General features: G+C 55.7%; 13 protein-coding genes. 7 read left to right on the top strand and 6 right to left on the bottom strand.

Annotated features, from left to right (window positions below):
• The first annotated feature begins 103 nt into the window (after positions 1 to 103).
• Complete coding sequence (fadB, locus tag O1722_RS00955) at positions 104 to 2293, top strand: fatty acid oxidation complex subunit alpha FadB (RefSeq protein ID WP_033488038.1); 2190 nt, start codon at positions 104 to 106, stop codon at positions 2291 to 2293.
• Between the two features lie 9 nt (positions 2294 to 2302).
• Complete coding sequence (fadA, locus tag O1722_RS00950; protein WP_000416981.1) at positions 2303 to 3466, top strand: acetyl-CoA C-acyltransferase FadA; 1164 nt, start codon at positions 2303 to 2305, stop codon at positions 3464 to 3466.
• 142 nt (positions 3467 to 3608) lie between these two features.
• Here the strand turns inward: fadA and glyS are convergent, their stop codons facing one another.
• The 3 genes from glyS to O1722_RS00935 all read right to left on the bottom strand — a co-directional run bounded on the left by glyS (position 3609) and on the right by O1722_RS00935 (position 7065).
• Entirely contained in the window at positions 3609 to 5678 is a 2070-nt protein-coding gene (glyS, locus tag O1722_RS00945) for a glycine--tRNA ligase subunit beta (protein WP_006808596.1), read from the bottom strand.
• A gap of 9 nt (positions 5679 to 5687) precedes the next feature.
• The gene (gene glyQ, locus O1722_RS00940) at positions 5688 to 6599 is read right to left on the bottom strand and encodes a glycine--tRNA ligase subunit alpha (RefSeq protein WP_003860141.1); all 912 of its coding nucleotides are present in this window, start codon (positions 6597 to 6599) and stop codon (positions 5688 to 5690) included.
• Positions 6600 to 6759: 160 nt separating this feature from the next.
• Complete coding sequence (locus O1722_RS00935; protein ID WP_017693801.1) at positions 6760 to 7065, bottom strand: YsaB family lipoprotein; 306 nt, start codon at positions 7063 to 7065, stop codon at positions 6760 to 6762.
• 184 nt (positions 7066 to 7249) lie between these two features.
• Here O1722_RS00935 and O1722_RS00930 point away from each other — a divergent pair, with 184 nt between their 5' ends.
• Positions 7250 to 8245 carry an acyltransferase gene (locus tag O1722_RS00930; RefSeq protein WP_033488036.1) on the top strand — a complete coding sequence of 332 codons (996 nt, stop codon included), beginning with the start codon at positions 7250 to 7252 and terminating at the stop codon, positions 8243 to 8245.
• Between the two features lie 52 nt (positions 8246 to 8297).
• Here O1722_RS00930 and xylB read toward each other — a convergent pair whose 3' ends face one another.
• Complete coding sequence (gene xylB, locus O1722_RS00925; protein WP_032669007.1) at positions 8298 to 9752, bottom strand: xylulokinase; 1455 nt, start codon at positions 9750 to 9752, stop codon at positions 8298 to 8300.
• Between the two features lie 59 nt (positions 9753 to 9811).
• Positions 9812 to 11134, bottom strand: a complete 1323-nt coding sequence (xylA, locus tag O1722_RS00920; RefSeq protein ID WP_026080557.1) for a xylose isomerase — start codon at positions 11132 to 11134, stop codon at positions 9812 to 9814.
• 371 nt (positions 11135 to 11505) lie between these two features.
• Here xylA and xylF point away from each other — a divergent pair, with 371 nt between their 5' ends.
• The 4 genes from xylF (at position 11506) to xylR (ending at position 16483) form a co-directional block, all read left to right on the top strand.
• On the top strand, positions 11506 to 12498 hold the full coding sequence (xylF, locus tag O1722_RS00915) for a D-xylose ABC transporter substrate-binding protein (RefSeq protein ID WP_006808602.1): 993 nt from the start codon (positions 11506 to 11508) through the stop codon (positions 12496 to 12498).
• 72 nt (positions 12499 to 12570) lie between these two features.
• Positions 12571 to 14112: a xylose ABC transporter ATP-binding protein gene (locus tag O1722_RS00910; RefSeq protein ID WP_033488035.1), complete on the top strand. Its 1542-nt coding sequence runs from the start codon at positions 12571 to 12573 to the stop codon at positions 14110 to 14112.
• Positions 14090 to 15271, top strand: a complete 1182-nt coding sequence (gene xylH / locus O1722_RS00905; RefSeq protein ID WP_003860151.1) for a xylose ABC transporter permease XylH — start codon at positions 14090 to 14092, stop codon at positions 15269 to 15271. Before O1722_RS00910 ends, xylH begins: the two co-directional genes overlap by 23 nt.
• A 33-nt stretch (positions 15272 to 15304) precedes the next feature.
• Positions 15305 to 16483: a D-xylose utilization transcriptional activator XylR gene (gene xylR / locus O1722_RS00900; protein WP_032620462.1), complete on the top strand. Its 1179-nt coding sequence runs from the start codon at positions 15305 to 15307 to the stop codon at positions 16481 to 16483.
• Between the two features lie 35 nt (positions 16484 to 16518).
• Here xylR and O1722_RS00895 read toward each other — a convergent pair whose 3' ends face one another.
• On the bottom strand, positions 16519 to 17343 hold the full coding sequence (locus O1722_RS00895; RefSeq protein ID WP_071964006.1) for a protein bax: 825 nt from the start codon (positions 17341 to 17343) through the stop codon (positions 16519 to 16521).
• Position 17344 lies beyond the last annotated feature (1 nt).

Here is a 17344-nt window from a genome sequence, read left to right as displayed (position 1 = left end):
CGCAGCAATTTCTTAATGACTAATTTGCATTTTATTAACATAAATTCCACACTCCGTTTCATCTGGTATGACCAGATCCAATTGCTGGATTCAGGAGACCGACATGCTCTACAAAGGCGACACCCTGTACGTAGACTGGCTGGAAGATGGCATTGCCGAACTGGTGTTCGATGCCCCCGGCTCAGTGAACAAGCTTGATACCGCGACGGTGGCCAGTCTTGGCCAGGCGCTGGATGTACTTGAAAAGCAATCAGATTTGAAAGGGCTGCTGCTGCGCTCCAACAAAGCGGCCTTTATCGTTGGCGCGGATATCACCGAATTCCTGTCGCTGTTCCTGGTGCCCGAAGAACAGCTGAGCCAGTGGCTGCACTTTGCCAACAGCGTTTTTAATCGTCTGGAAGATCTGCCTGTCCCGACCCTTTCCGCCGTTAACGGCTACGCGCTGGGCGGTGGCTGCGAGTGCGTGCTGGCGACCGACTACCGTCTGGCGACGCCGGACCTGCGCATCGGCCTGCCGGAAACCAAGCTGGGCATCATGCCGGGCTTTGGTGGTTCCGTGCGTATGCCGCGCATGCTGGGTGCCGACAGCGCGCTGGAGATCATTGCCGCGGGTAAAGATGTCGGCGCAGAACAGGCGCAGAAAATCGGCCTGGTGGACGGCGTGGTTAAGCCTGAAAAACTGATTGAGGGTGCTATCGCCATTCTGCGTCAGGCGATTAACGGCGATCTCGACTGGAAAGCCAAACGTCAGCCAAAGCTGGAGCCATTAAAGCTCAGCAAAATTGAAGCCACCATGAGCTTCACCATCGCCAAAGGCATGGTGATGCAGACGGCGGGTAAACACTACCCGGCGCCGATCACGGCGGTGAAAACCATTGAAGCGGCAGCCCGTCTGGGCCGTGATGACGCTCTGAAGCTTGAAAACCAGAGCTTTGTCCCGCTGGCGCACACCAACGAAGCCCGCGCGCTGGTTGGTATCTTCCTTAACGATCAGTTCGTGAAGGGCAAAGCCAAACAACTCACCAAAAACGTTGAAACGCCAAAACACGCGGCGGTACTCGGCGCGGGCATTATGGGGGGCGGCATCGCCTATCAGTCTGCCTGGAAAGGCGTGCCGGTGGTGATGAAGGACATCAACGAGAAATCCCTGACGCTGGGCATGACCGAAGCGGCCAAGCTGCTGAATAAACAGCTTGAGCGCGGCAAAATTGATGGTCTGAAGCTTGCAGGCGTGATCTCCACCATCCAGCCAGTGCTGGAATACAGCGGTTTCGACCGTGTGGACGTGGTGGTTGAAGCGGTCGTCGAGAACCCGAAAGTGAAAAAAGCGGTGCTGGCCGAAACCGAAGACAAGGTGCGTCCGGAAACCGTGCTGGCCTCTAACACCTCCACCATTCCTATCAGCGAACTGGCGAGCGTGCTGAAGCGTCCGGAAAACTTCTGCGGGATGCACTTCTTTAACCCGGTGCACCGCATGCCGCTGGTCGAAGTGATCCGAGGGGAAAAAACCTCCGACGAAACCATCGCCAAAGTGGTGGCGTGGGCGAGCAAGATGGGCAAAACGCCGATCGTGGTTAACGACTGCCCGGGCTTCTTCGTTAACCGCGTGCTGTTCCCGTACTTCGCCGGTTTCAGCCAGCTGCTGCGCGACGGCGCAGACTTCCGCAAAATCGACAAAGTGATGGAAAAACAGTTCGGCTGGCCGATGGGCCCGGCGTATCTGCTGGACGTTGTCGGCATCGACACTGCCCATCACGCGCAGACGGTGATGGCGGCGGGCTTCCCGCAGCGCATGCAGAAAGATTATCGCGACGCCATTGACGCCCTGTTCGACGCCAACCGCTTCGGGCAGAAAAACGGTCTGGGCTTCTGGCGCTATAAAGAAGACAGCAAAGGCAAACCGAAGAAAGAAGAAGATCCGGCGGTGGATGGCCTGCTGGCCGACGTCAGTCAGCCAAAACGCGACTTCACCGACGATGAGATCATCGCACGGATGATGATCCCAATGGTCAACGAAGTGGTGCGCTGCCTCGAAGAAGGCATTATCGCCAGCCCGGCAGAAGCGGATATGGCGCTGGTGTACGGCCTCGGCTTCCCTCCTTTCCACGGAGGCGCGTTCCGCTGGCTGGATACGCTCGGCAGCGCCCGCTATCTCGATATGGCTCAGCAGTACCAGCACCTCGGCCCGCTTTATGAGGTGCCGGAAGGGCTGCGTAACAAAGCGCGCCATAACGAACCCTACTACCCAGCAGTTGAGCCAGCCCGTCCGGTTGGCGAACTGAAAACGGCTTAAGGAGTCACAATGGAAAAGGTTGTCATTGTTGATGCGATTCGCACCCCGATGGGCCGTTCAAAAGGCGGTGCATTCCGTAACGTGCGCGCGGAAGATCTCTCCGCGCATCTGATGCGTAGCCTGCTGGCGCGTAACCCGGCGCTGGACCCAGCAGCGCTGGACGATATCTACTGGGGCTGCGTGCAGCAGACGCTGGAGCAGGGCTTCAACATTGCCCGTAACGCGTCCCTGCTGGCGGAGATCCCGCATTCGGTTCCGGCCGTCACCGTCAACCGTCTTTGCGGTTCGTCGATGCAGGCGCTGCACGACGCGGCGCGGATGATCATGACTGGCGATGCGCAGGCCTGTCTGGTGGGCGGCGTGGAGCACATGGGCCACGTGCCAATGAGCCACGGGGTCGATTTCCATCCTGGCATGAGCCGCAACGTGGCGAAAGCCGCCGGTATGATGGGCCTGACCGCCGAGATGCTCTCCCGTCTGCACGGCATCAGCCGTGAGATGCAGGATGCGTTTGCCGCACGCTCGCATGCCCGCGCCTGGGCCGCCACGCAGTCTGGTGCCTTTAAGAATGAGATCATCCCAACCGGCGGTCACGACGCAGACGGCGTACTGAAGCAGTTCAGCTACGACGAAGTTATCCGCCCGGAAACCACGGTCGAAGCGCTTTCTACCCTGCGTCCGGCGTTTGATCCGGTCACCGGTACGGTAACGGCGGGCACCTCGTCTGCCCTGTCCGACGGTGCCGCCGCGATGCTGGTAATGAGCGAAAGCCGCGCCCGCGAATTAGGCCTGACGCCACGCGCCCGCGTGCGTTCGATGGCGGTCGTGGGCTGCGATCCTTCCATCATGGGCTACGGCCCGGTTCCGGCATCAAAACTGGCGCTGAAAAAAGCGGGGCTGAGCGCAAGTGATATCGACCTCTTTGAGATGAACGAAGCGTTCGCCGCGCAGATCCTGCCGTGCATTAAAGATCTGGGGCTGATGGATCAGATCGACGAGAAGATTAACCTCAACGGCGGCGCGATCGCCCTCGGTCACCCGCTGGGCTGCTCCGGGGCGCGTATCAGTACCACGCTGATTAACCTGATGGAACGCAAAGATGCCCAGTTCGGACTGGCAACGATGTGTATTGGGTTGGGTCAGGGTATCGCGACGGTGTTTGAGAGGGTGTAAAGAAAAAGTATCTCAAAGTAACGTAGGCCCGATAAGCATCGCGCCATCGGGCTTTTGCCGGGAGGCGCTACGCTTTCCCGGCCTACGAAGAGAAAAAGTTTAGTTGCCGTTCTTCCCGCCTGTCAGGGGCGGGTTTTTTACGTTATTGCAGCAGCGAAATATCCGCCACGCGCAGGAATAGCTCACGCAGTTTCTCAAGCATCGAGAGACGGTTAATCCGCAGCTCTTTATCTTCCACGTTCACCATCACCTTCTCGAAGAAGGCGTCGATGACGTCACGCAGCTCTGCCAGCTCCACCAGCGCTTCCTGGTAGCGACCTTCCGCGAAATACGGCTCCAGCTTGTCGCGCAGCACCACAACCTGCATCGCCAGAGAAATCTCTTCCGGCTCTTTCAGGGTTGCAGCGTTGACGCGCTCGTTCAGCGTTTCGTCGGATTTCGCGAGGATGTTGGATACACGCTTGTTGGCCGCGGCCAGCGCAGACGCAGCTTCCAGCGTACGGAAGTGGGATACCGCTTTCATACGCGCATCGAAATCTGCCGGACGGGTCGGACGACGCGCCAGCACCGCCTGAATGGTATCAACGGAGTAACCTTCGTCCTGATACCACGCGCGGAAACGACCGAGCATAAAGTCGATAACATCATCCACAACCTTCGCGTTGGTCAGCTTATCGCCGTACAGACGTACCGCTTCTTCGGTCAGCGTTTGCAGATCGAGGTTAAGGTTCTTCTCTACGATGATTCGCAGCACGCCCAGCGCAGCACGACGCAGCGCGAACGGGTCTTTATCGCCTTTCGGATGCTGACCGATACCGAAGATACCCGCCAGGGTGTCCATCTTATCGGCAATCGCCACGGCGCAGGCAACCGGGTTAGACGGCAGATCGTCACCGGCAAAGCGCGGCTGATACTGCTCGTTCAGGGCTACCGCCACGTCTTCCGCTTCGCCATCGTGACGCGCGTAGTGCATACCCATCACGCCCTGAGTGTCGGTAAATTCGAACACCATGTTGGTCATCAGGTCGCACTTGGAGAGCAGGCCCGCACGGGTAGCGTGGTTAACGTCGGCGCCAATTTCACGGGCAATCCAGCCGGACAGCTCCGCGATACGGTCGGTCTTGTCGCGTAGCGTACCCAGTTGCTGCTGGAACAGTACGGTTTGCAGACGCGGCAGGTTGTCTTCCAGACGTTTTTTACGGTCGGTATTGAAGAAGAACTCGGCATCCGCCAGACGCGGACGCACCACTTTCTCGTTACCGGAGATAATCTGGCTCGGATCTTTCGATTCGATGTTCGCCACGAAGATGAAGTTTGGCAGCAGCTTGCCGTCGTTGGCGTAAACCGGGAAGTACTTCTGGTCACCCTTCATGGTGTAAACCAGCGCTTCTGCCGGAACGGCCAGGAATTTCTCTTCGAATTTCGCGGTCAGTACAACTGGCCATTCGACCAGCGAGGTCACCTCTTCCAGCAGGCTGTCGCTCAGATCGGCATTACCGCCAATTTTGCGCGCCGCGTCTTCTGCGTCCGCTTTGATTTTGGCTTTACGCTGTTCGTAGTCAGCAATGACCTTGCCGCGCTCCAGCAGGATCTGCGGGTACTGGTCAGCATTGTCGATAGTGAACTCCGGCTCGCCCATAAAGCGATGGCCGCGGATCACGCGATCGGACGCCACGCCCAGAATGGTCGCCGGGATAACGGTATCGCCCAGCAGCAGGGTCACGGTGTGAACCGGACGCACAAAGTGTACGTCGGACGCGCCCCAGCGCATCAGCTTAGGAATCGGCAATTTTGCCAGCGAGGTCGCGATCATGTCAGGCAGCAGCGCTTCGGCGCTTTCGCCTTTCACATGGGCACGGTACAGCAGCCATTCACCTTTGTCGGTGGTCAGACGCTCAGCCTGATCAACGGTGATGCCGCAGCCGCGCGCCCAGCCTTCTGCCGCTTTGCTCGGCTTGCCTTCCGCGTCGAACGCCTGAGCAATGGCCGGGCCACGTTTTTCAACTTCGCGATCCGGCTGGGACGCCGCCAGGTTTGCCACTTTCAGCGCCAGACGACGCGGCGCAGCAAACCACTCAATTTTACCGTGCGCCAGGCCAGCGTTATCCAGCTCAGCAGTGACGTTCGCAGCGAAAGATTCAGCCAGGCTGCGCAGGGCTTTTGGTGGCAGCTCTTCAGTGCCGATTTCCACCAGGAAAGTTTTCTCAGACATGGCCGCCTCTTATTTGTTTCGGTTGCACATCGGGAAGCCAAGGGCTTCACGGGACGCGTAGTAAGCTTCTGCAACGGCTTTGGTCAGGGTACGAATACGCAGAATGTAGCGCTGACGTTCAGTCACGGAGATCGCTTTGCGGGCATCCAGCAGGTTGAAGCTGTGGGCAGCCTTCAGAATACGCTCGTAGGCAGGCAGCGGCAGCGGAGTCTCCAGCGCCAGCAGCTGCTGGGCTTCTTTCTCGTACTGCTCGAAGCAGGTGAACAGGAAGTCCACGTCCGCGTATTCGAAGTTATAGGTGGATTGCTCCACTTCGTTCTGATGGAACACGTCGCCGTAGGTGGTTTTACCCAGCGGGCCGTCGCTCCAGACCAGGTCGTAAACGCTGTCTACGCCCTGAATGTACATGGCCAGACGTTCCAGACCATAGGTGATTTCGCCGGTAATCGGTTTACATTCCAGACCGCCAACCTGCTGGAAGTAAGTGAACTGGGTCACTTCCATGCCGTTCAGCCACACTTCCCAACCCAGACCCCAGGCACCCAGCGTTGGGTTTTCCCAGTTATCTTCCACGAAACGAATGTCGTGAATGGTTGGATCCATACCCAGCTCTTTCAGTGACCCGAGGTACAGTTCCTGAATGTTGTCGGGTGATGGCTTAATCACCACCTGGAACTGATAGTAGTGCTGCAAACGGTTCGGGTTTTCGCCGTAACGGCCATCGGTCGGACGACGGGATGGCTGCACATAGGCGGTCGCCATTGGCTCTGGCCCTAACGCGCGCAGGCTGGTCATCGGGTGTGAGGTGCCTGCGCCAACTTCCATGTCCAAAGGTTGAACAATGGTGCAGCCCTGACGAGCCCAGTAATCCTGTAAGGTCAGGATCAGGCCCTGGAAGGTCTTGGTATCAAACTTTTGCATAGTATTTCGTGCTGGATACGTGTGGTTTTAAATGGAAGGGATCAGTATACCCGCTGGCTGCAAGATATACAGTACGAAACGGGGTTGTTTAGGGAAAATTGGGGAATAAGCCCTACAGCCAGAACCTGCGAAGGCTCTGGTTGCTGCTTATACGAGCAATTTAACGCATTGAGAGATGTAAAAACTGGCCGTCTGCATCAAAAGAGCAGACAAAGCCCTCTTTACGCGCCGTATAGCCTTTCAGTTCGTAGCTGCCCTGAAAGCGCTCGAAGCCGTTTATATGAATTTTCTGTGCTTCGGAATTATAGCGGTGAGCCGCCTGATCCCTGCACAGCTGTTCCATATTCAGGGAACGCTCCGGGCTCATTTTCCCCTGCTGCGCTTTTTGGACAGGTATCTCCTCAGAAGCACTGCATCCTGTTAATAAGAGCAGCAGAAAGAGTGACACCCCACGCTTCATCATCATTTTTATTACCGCCCTGGTCAGTGGCTGTTATTTTTAGTAGCAACACGTTTATAGATTAAAGTCCGTCATTCTGCGAATCTCGCCAGCTCCCTACAAGTTAGCCTGGCTAAACTCAGAATTTTCCAAGGGAAAAGTTTTACACAATCGCAGTCACACTTTTTTTATCAGGAATACAGAGGAACTGATGCAGTCAAAAATTAACTGGATTGATAACCTGCGGGGAATAGCCTGTCTGATGGTGGTGATGATCCACACAACGACCTGGTATGTCACGAACGCGCACAGTATCAGCCCTGTTAACTGGGATGTCGCCAATATTCTGAACTCGGCCTCCCGCGTGAGCGTCCCGCTGTTCTTTATGATTTCCGGTTTTCTCTTTTTTGGCGAGCGTAGCGCGCAGCCAAGACATTTCATCCGTATTGTCTCCTGTCTGCTGTTTTACAGCGCCATTTCGCTGCTCTATATCATCCTGTTCACTTCAATTAACGCTGAACGTTCCCTGCTCAATTTGTTGCAAAAACCGGTGTTCTATCATCTGTGGTTTTTCTTCGCGATAATCGTTATCTATCTGGTGTCACCGTTAATTCAGGTAAAAAACGTCAGCGGTAAAATGCTGCTGGCCTTGATGGTAATAATCGGGATCGTGGCCAACCCGAATACCGTTTCACAGAAAATTGATGGCTTTGAATGGCTGCCCGTTAACCTTTATATCACCGGGGATACGTTTTATTACGTGCTGTACGGCATGCTGGGGCGCGCCATTGGCATGATGGAGACGCAAAAGCGAGGAATAAACTGGCTATGCGCGGCCACGTTTCTCGTCGGTGTGTTTATTATCTCTCGCGGGACGCTGCATGAGCTGCAATGGCGCGGCAACTTTGCCGATACCTGGTATCTCTACTGCGGGCCGATGGTCTTTATCTGCGCGATCTCTCTGCTGACGCTGGTTAAAAACACCCTGAATGCCCGCCCGCTTCCGGTGCTGGGGTTTATCTCTCGCCACTCGCTGGGCATTTACGGTTTTCACGCGCTGGTGATCCACGCCCTGCGCACCCGCGGCGTTGAGCTTAAAAGCTGGCCGGTGCTGGATATTGTCTGGATATTTACCGTTACGCTGGTTGTCAGCCTGCTGCTGTCAATGTTGCTGCAAAGAATCGATACGCGCAGGTTTGTAAGCTAACCCGGTTGAAGGCTGGTAGGCCGGGTAAGCGTTAGCGCCACCCGGCTCCTGTTTATGACATTAGCGGCAAAAGCTGCTGATAGATTTTGCGGAACACGTCTCGTCTTTCAGCATAGCGAGCATGATTTTTCGCATCAGGACGATGCTGCCGTTCAAGCGGCAGCTGGGGCAAAAGCTGGTGCAGTGGTTTATCCGGGTTCAGCGCAATTTGCGCCAGCCGTGCCGCACCGAGCGCCGGGCCGACATCGCCTCCCGTACGATAGTCCAGCTGCAACCCGCTGATATCGGAAAGCATTTGCCGCCAGTAGCTGCTTCGTGCACCGCCGCCAATTAACGTAATGCTGGATGGCGTCAGTCCACAGTCATGCACGACATCCATTCCGTCCGCCAGAGCATAGCCAACGCCTTCAAGCACCGCGCGCGCAAGCTCTGCCGGGCCGTGCTGATGGGTAAGACCGAAGAACACCCCTTTCGCTTCCGGGTTGTTATGCGGCGTCCGCTCGCCGGAAAGGTACGGTAAAAACCAAACCGCACCGGCATTATCATCTGCCTGCTGTGCCGCTGTGATAAGCGCCGGGACGTCCGCCATTCCGGTTAGCTTTGCCGCCCAGTCGAGGCAGGAAGCCGCGCTCAGCATCACCGACATCAAATGCCATTTACCCGGCAACGCGTGGCAGAAGCTGTGTACGGCGCTTCCAGGGTTGCTACGATACCCGTCACTGACGGCAAAATAGACGCCGGAGGTACCGAGTGAGAGCATGGCCTGCCCTGCCTCGACCATCCCCACGCCGACCGCACCCGCCGCATTATCGCCGCCGCCGGCAACGACAGGTACGGCTGGCATGTTCCAGCGTTCAGCAACAGAAGGCTGTAAAGCTCCCGTGATTTCACTGCCTTCAAACAGCGCAGGCATATGGTCGCGCGTCAGCTGGCAGGCATCCAGCATCGCCTCGCTCCAGTCCCGTTTCGCCACGTCGAGCCACATCGTGCCCGCGGCGTCAGACATGTCGCTGGCAAAATCCCCCGTCATGCGAAAACGCAGGTAGTCTTTCGGCAACAGAACCTTCGCCACCTGACGAAAAATCTCAGGCTCATGGCGCTGCACCCACAGGAGTTTTGGCGCGGTAAAACCGGGCATCATCAGGTTGCCCGTAATTTCACGGGATGCAGGCACACGCTCCTCAAGGATCGCGCACTCTTCCGCACAGCGGCCATCGTTCCAGAGAATAGCCGGGCGCAGAACGCGATGCTGACTATCCAGCAACGTTGCGCCATGCATTTGCCCGGCAATGCCCAGCGCTTTCACGTCGCGCAGGCTATGCTGCTCGCCTAAGGCTTTCATCGCACGCTCTGTCGCCTGCCACCACTGCTCCGGATCTTGTTCCGACCAAAGCGGATACGGACGTGAAACCTGCAACTTTTCAGTCTGCGTGGCTAATACATCGCCCTGCTCGCTTAACAGGATGGCTTTCACCCCCGACGTGCCAAGATCGATCCCGATATACATGTGGTGGCTCCTTTGACGAAAATGCCCGGTGGCGCTGCGCTTACCGGGCCTGGATGCTGTTATTTATCGAACAGGTAGTGATTGACCAGGTTTTCCAGCAGCTCCTGATGGCCACTCTGATGCTGCGGCGCAAGCTGATGCTGTTCAGCGTACTTCGCGATCTCCGCAAGCGATAACTGACCTTTCAAAATTTGCTGGCCCAGCTCACTGTTCCAGCCGCTGTAGCGCTTCGCCACGCGCTTATCCAGCTCACCGTCTTCAATCATACGGGCCGCCACTTTCAGCGCCAGCGCCATGGTGTCCATCGCGCCAATATGCCCGTAGAACAGATCGTATTTGTCGGTGCTCTGGCGACGCACTTTGGCGTCGAAGTTCAGGCCGCCGGTGGTGAAACCGCCCGCTTTGATGATCTCGTACATCACCAGCGCATTCTCTTCCACGCTGTTCGGGAACTGGTCGGTATCCCAGCCCAGCTGTGGATCACCACGGTTAGCATCGACAGAGCCGAAGATGCCCAGCGCAATCGCAGAGGCAATTTCGTGATGGAACGAGTGGCCCGCCAGGGTAGCGTGGTTAGCCTCAATATTCACTTTGATCTCTTTTTCCAGACCAAACTGCTTCAGGAAGCCATACACGGTGGCGACATCATAATCATACTGATGCTTGGTTGGCTCCTGTGGTTTTGGCTCAATCAGCAGCGTGCCGCGGAAACCGATTTTGTGTTTGTGGTCCACAACCATCTGCATAAAGCGACCAATCTGCTCACGCTCCTGTCGCAGGTCGGTATTCAGCAGCGTTTCATAGCCTTCACGCCCACCCCAGAGTACATAGTTCTCACCGCCCAGCTGATGCGTGGCGTTCATCGCGGTCACGACCTGGGTTGCCGCCCAGCTGAAGACTTCCGGGTCCGGGTTGGTTGCCGCACCCGCGCCATAGCGAGGATTGGTAAAGCAGTTAGCCGTACCCCAGAGCAGCTTGACGCCGCTTTGCTGCTGTTTTTCAGCCAGTACGTCGACCATCTGCGCGAAATTGTTCAGATACTCTTTCAGCGATGCCCCTTCCGGCGACACGTCCACATCGTGGAAACAGTAGTACGGCACGTTCAGCTTATGGAAGAACTCGAACGCGACGTCGGCTTTACGCTTCGCCAGCTCAATGGCCTCGCCCGGCTGTTGCCATGGACGGTCAAAAGAGCCCACGCCGAACATATCGGCACCGTTCCAGCAGAAGGTGTGCCAGTAGCAGGCGGCAAAGCGCAAGTGATCTTCCATGCGCTTACCCAGCACCAGCTCATCCGGGTTGTAGTGACGAAATGCTAAAGGATTGGTCGTTTTCGTGCCTTCGAAACGAACGCGATCGAGTTGGTCGAAATAAGCTTGCATATTGAGCTCCATAATCAGGGTATGCGGCGTGGTCTTGCTTCTGGAGTAATAGTGAATAGACATTGGAGGTTGCTCAATTACGTTATTTCACACTGCTATTGAGATAATGCGCAATTGTGCGCTGGCTCGCAAAATAATGCGCAGACAAACTATTTTTCGGCGCGCATTCCAGAATCAAATGTAATTAATAGGTTACGCTTTTTAAAATCCGATCGCGGTCATAAATTCAGAAATAAACCAAATATCGTAATGAGAAGATAAAAATCTGTAATTGCCAGCAGGCCTTTCCACGTTAAAAATTTGCTGCGTCTCAGCAGTGAACGTTTCTTTTATCTCAGCTACACATACCCCTACAAAAAGGCCTAATAATTATGAAGATAAAGAACCTGACCCTAACGCTCTGCACTACTCTCCTGCTTGCAAGCTTTGCCGGACACGCCAAAGAGGTCAAAATCGGCATGGCGATTGATGACTTACGCCTGGAGCGCTGGCAAAAAGATCGCGATATCTTTGTTAAAAAAGCGGAATCTCTCGGCGCGGAGGTGTTCGTTCAGTCCGCTAACGGCAACGAAGAGACGCAAATGTCGCAAATCGAGAATATGATCAACCGTGGCGTCGATGTGCTGGTCATTATCCCGTATAACGGCCAGGTATTAAGCAACGTGGTGAAAGAAGCGAAACAGGAAGGGATAAAAGTCCTGGCTTATGACCGCATGATTAATAATGCCGATATTGATTATTATATTTCGTTCGACAATGAAAAGGTGGGCGAATTACAGGCTAAAAGCCTGGTCGCAAAAGTGCCACAAGGGAATTATTTCCTGATGGGCGGCTCGCCCGTGGATAACAACGCCAAACTGTTCCGCCAGGGACAAATGAAAGTGCTGAAGCCGTATATCGACGAGGGCAAAATTAAAGTCGTCGGCGACCAGTGGGCTGACGGCTGGTTACCGGAAAACGCGCTGAAAATTATGGAAAACGCGTTGACCGCAAATAACAACAAAATCGATGCGGTGGTGGCCTCTAACGATGCCACTGCGGGTGGCGCCATTCAGGCGCTGAGCGCGCAGGGACTGGCCGGGAAAGTCGCTATTTCCGGACAGGACGCCGACCTTGCGGGTGTAAAACGCATCATCGCGGGTACCCAGACCATGACGGTGTATAAGCCCATTACCGAGCTTGCCAATACGGCCGCCGAAATTGCCGTTGAGCTGGGCAATGGCCAGCAACCTAAAGCAGACGCGACGTTAAATAACGGCCTGAAAGACGTACCTGCTCGCCTGCTTACCCCTATCGAAGTCAACAAAGAGAATATTGACGCCACCGTGGTGAAAGACGGTTTCCATAAGAAGAGTGAACTGTAATCCAGCGCAGCCCCTGCCCGGCAGGGGCGCATTGACCTGCCCTGTTCATCTGTTGGGCTATGCGGAGCAGTTATGTCTTATTTACTTGAAATGAAAAGCATCACCAAAGCCTTCGGGGCGGTGAAAGCAGTCGATAACGTAAGCCTGCGGCTGAATCCCGGCGAAGTGATGTCGCTGTGCGGCGAAAATGGCTCGGGAAAATCCACGCTGATGAAAGTGTTGTGCGGGATCTACCCGCACGGCAGCTACGAGGGCGAAATCGTTTTTGCCGGTGAGGTGCTCCAGGCCACGCACATTCGCGATACCGAACGTAAAGGCATCGCTATCATTCACCAGGAGCTGGCGCTGGTGAAGCACCTTACCGTGCTGGAAAATATCTTTCTCGGTGCCGAACTCTCACGCCACGGCGTACTGGATTACGACACCATGACGCTGCGCTGCGAAAAACTGCTGGCTCAGGTGAGCCTGGCTATCTCACCGGATACGCGCGTGGGCGACTTAGGTTTAGGCCAGCAGCAGCTGGTCGAGATCGCCAAGGCGCTGAACAAACAGGTGCGCCTGCTGATCCTCGACGAACCAACCGCCTCACTCACCGAACAGGAAACCGCCGTACTGCTCAATATCATCCGCGATCTGCAAAACCACGGTATCGCCTGCATCTATATTTCGCACAAGCTCAATGAGGTGAAAGCCATTTCCGACACCATCTGCGTCATCCGCGACGGGCAGCACATCGGCACGCGTGAAGCAGAAGGCATGAGCGAGGATGACATCATCACCATGATGGTGGGTCGCGAACTCACCGCGCTGTATCCCAACAAACCGCACACCATCGGCGAAGAGCTCCTGCGCGTGGAAAACCTGACGGCGTGGCATCCCGTTAACCGCCATATCAAGCGCGTGGATAACCTCTCCTTCTCGCTGCACCGCGGCGAAATTCTCGGCATTGCGGGTTTAGTGGGTGCGGGAAGAACCGAGGCCGTGCAGTGTCTCTTTGGCGTCTGGCCGGGGCGCTGGGAAGGCAAAATTTATATCGACGGTCAGCCGGTAAAAATCGACAACTGCCAGCAGGCTATTGCTAAGGGCATTGCCATGGTGCCAGAAGACCGCAAAAAAGACGGCATCGTGCCGGTAATGGCGGTGGGAAAAAATATCACGCTGGCGGCGCTCAGCCAGTTTTCCGGCGCGCTGAGCAGCCTGGATGATGCCGCAGAACAGCAGTGTATTCTCCAGTCGCTTGCCCGGCTTAGGGTGAAAACCTCCTCGCCGGAGCTGGCGATAGGACGCCTGAGCGGCGGCAACCAGCAGAAAGCGATTCTGGCGCGCTGCCTGCTGCTTAATCCGCGCATTTTAATTCTGGACGAACCCACCCGCGGGATCGATATCGGCGCGAAGTATGAAATCTACAAGCTGATCAACCAGCTTGTGCAGCAAGGGATTGCCGTCATTGTTATCTCGTCCGAATTGCCTGAAGTGCTGGGGCTGAGCGACCGCGTGCTGGTCATGCATGAAGGGAAACTCAAAGCCAACCTGAACAACCAGAACCTGACGCAAGAGCAGGTGATGGAAGCTGCCTTAAGGAGCGAACGCCATGTCGAAAAGCAACCCGTCTGATATCAAAGTCGCTGTTCCGACGCCCGGTGCGTTCGCAGGACTTAAATCGCTGAATCTGCAAGTTTTTGTAATGATTGCCGCCATTATCGTGATCATGTTGTTCTTTACCTGGATGACCGATGGCTCCTATTTGAGCGCACGTAACGTCTCTAACCTGCTGCGTCAGACCGCCATCACCGGGATCCTGGCGGTGGGGATGGTCTTTGTGATTATCTCAGCGGAAATTGACCTGTCGGTAGGGTCGATGATGGGTCTGCTCGGCGGCGTGGCGGCAATTTTTGACGTCTGGCTCGGCTGGCCGCTGCCGCTGACGATTGCGGTCACGCTGGTGCTGGGTCTGCTGCTGGGGGCGTGGAATGGCTGGTGGGTGGCCTACCGTAAAGTCCCGTCGTTTATCGTCACCTTAGCGGGGATGCTGGCCTTCCGCGGCATTCTGATTGGGATCACCAACGGCACCACCGTCTCCCCGACCAGCGCCTCGATGTCCCAGATTGGCCAAAGCTACCTCTCTGATGGCGTCGGTTTTACGATCGGCGTGGTTGGGCTGATGGCGTTTGTCGCGTGGCAATGGCGGGGACGTATGCGTCGCCAGGCGCTGGGGCTGGCCTCGCCTGCCTCAACCTCGGTTGTCGGCCGTCAGGCGCTTACTGCGGTGATTGTGCTGGGGGCCATCTGGCTGTTAAACGATTATCGCGGCGTCCCAACGCCCGTTCTGCTGCTGGCGCTGTTGCTGTTAGGTGGGATGTTTATGGCCACACGTACCGCATTCGGTCGCCGTATTTATGCCATCGGCGGCAATCTGGAAGCCGCGCGTTTATCTGGTATCAACGTAGAACGCACCAAACTCGCCGTCTTTGCCATCAACGGCCTGATGGTGGCCATCGCGGGGCTGATCCTCAGTTCGCGACTGGGGGCGGGCTCCCCGTCTGCGGGTAATATTGCCGAGCTGGACGCCATCGCCGCCTGCGTGATTGGCGGGACCAGCCTCGCCGGGGGCATTGGCAGCGTGGCGGGAGCGGTGATGGGCGCATTTATTATGGCTTCGCTGGATAACGGGATGAGTATGATGGACGTGCCGACGTTTTGGCAGTATATCGTCAAGGGTGCCATTCTTTTGCTGGCAGTCTGGATGGACTCTGCCACCAAGCGGCGCGCCTGATAACACTATCGTGACTAATTTGGGAAATGAGCCATGTTTGAAAAGCGTCACCGCATTACGTTGTTATTCAATGCCAACAAAGCCTATGACCGGCAGGTGGTTGAAGGGGTTGGCGAATATTTGCAGGCGTCGCAATCCGAATGGGATATTTTCATCGAAGAAGATTTTCGTACCCGTCTGGAGAACATCAAAGACTGGCTGGGAGACGGGGTCATCGCTGACTTTGACGACCCCGTGATTGAACAGTTGCTGAGTGGCGTCGACGTGCCTATCGTGGGCGTTGGCGGCTCTTACCATACACCGGAACATTACCCCCCCGTTCACTATATCGCCACGGATAACCATGCTCTGGTCGAGACCGCCTTCCTCCATTTAAAGGAGAAAGGCGTACATCGTTTTGCGTTTTACGGATTGCCCGCCACCAGCGGAAAGCGCTGGGCGATGGAGCGTGAATATGCCTTCTGCCAGCTGGTTGCCCAGGAGAAATATCGCGGCGTCGTTTATCAGGGGCTGGAAACCGCGCCAGAAAACTGGCAGCACGCACAAAATCGCCTGGCTGACTGGCTGCAAACTCTGCCACCCCAGACAGGGATTATCGCCGTGACGGACGCCCGCGCCCGCCACGTATTACAGGTGTGCGAACATTTGCATATTCCGGTGCCTGAAAAGCTGTGCGTGATTGGTATTGATAACGAAGAGCTTACGCGCTATCTGTCGCGCGTGGCGCTCTCATCCGTGGCTCAGGGTACCCGTCAGATGGGCTATCAGGCCGCAAAGCTGCTGCACAGACTGTTAGCCAACGAATCCCTGCCGCTCCAGCGTCTGCTGGTTCCGCCCGTTCGCGTGGTCGAGCGTCGCTCAACTGACTACCGCTCCTTAAACGATCCGGCCGTGATTCAGGCGATGCACTACATTCGCAATCATGCCTGCAAAGGGATTAAGGTCGATCAGGTGCTCGATTCGGTCGGCATTTCACGTTCGAATCTGGAGAAGCGGTTCAAAGAGGAAGTCGGTGAGACGATTCACGCCGTGATCCATGCGGAAAAGCTGGAGAAAGCGCGCAGTCTGCTGATCTCCACCTCGCTGTCGATCAACGAGATTTCACAGATGTGCGGCTATCCGTCGCTTCAGTATTTCTATTCGGTGTTCAGAAAAGAGTATGACACCACGCCGAAGGAGTACCGGGAACGGTACAGTGAAGTCCTGCTCTAGAAAAAAGAACGCCTTCCAGTGGAAGGCGTTTTTCATTACATATGTGCGGCAATCAGACGCTGGTTATCCTGGTACATGGAGAACAGGTAATTGTTATAACGCTGTCCCTGAGTGGAATAACCTTTCAGCTTGTGGATCATCGCCGTAGCCGTTACTTCCTGATCCGCCTTACGCAGCTGAGCGCGTGACTTACGGAACGAGGAGTAGGCCGGGTGGGTGTTCAGGTTCACCACATAGGCATTCACGGAATCTTTCACCGATTCAAACTGTGAATAGCCTTTCACCTTGCCGGGTGCATTAGTACAACGACCTTTTGCGCATTTCATGCCAAACAGATTGTTGTTGTTGCGCGCCAGCTTCGAGGTGCCCCAACCGCTTTCGGCGGCGGCCATTGTCGCGACCATACTGCCTGGAATAATGTCCACACGCTCTAACAGAGTGTTCCACGGCACACGACGCGTGTTCCCGCTCCACTTCACTTTATAGCGTTTGGCGATGTCTTTCAGGCGAGTGCGCTCAGACGGCGACCAGCGGCTATCGTACTGTTTGGAGATCAGCCAGTTACGATCCGCAGTAATCGCGGCATTTTGACTTTTAATGTAAGGCATTACCGTCCGGAGAAACGCTTTTTTCCTTGGTGTCCCGGAAGGGTATTTTCGCAAATCAGGAAGTGAACTACTCTTTGCACTATTGCGAGAATACTCTTGTTTACTGCTAACCTTACTGCTTGTCGTCTTTAAGACGTGGGCTTTCTTACTCGTTGTATCCGCGTGCGTCTTTGCAAGCACCTCACCTGAAAATGCCATGGTGAGTAACATGAGTATCGCGGCCCCATATCGTCGAATGGGAGTCGATATCATT

This window comes from Enterobacter cloacae complex sp. HYC003_NIDB, from assembly GCF_056673375.1.
The sequence above is the reverse complement of the archived record's forward strand: the minus strand, read 5'-3'. Positions and strand labels throughout refer to the sequence as shown.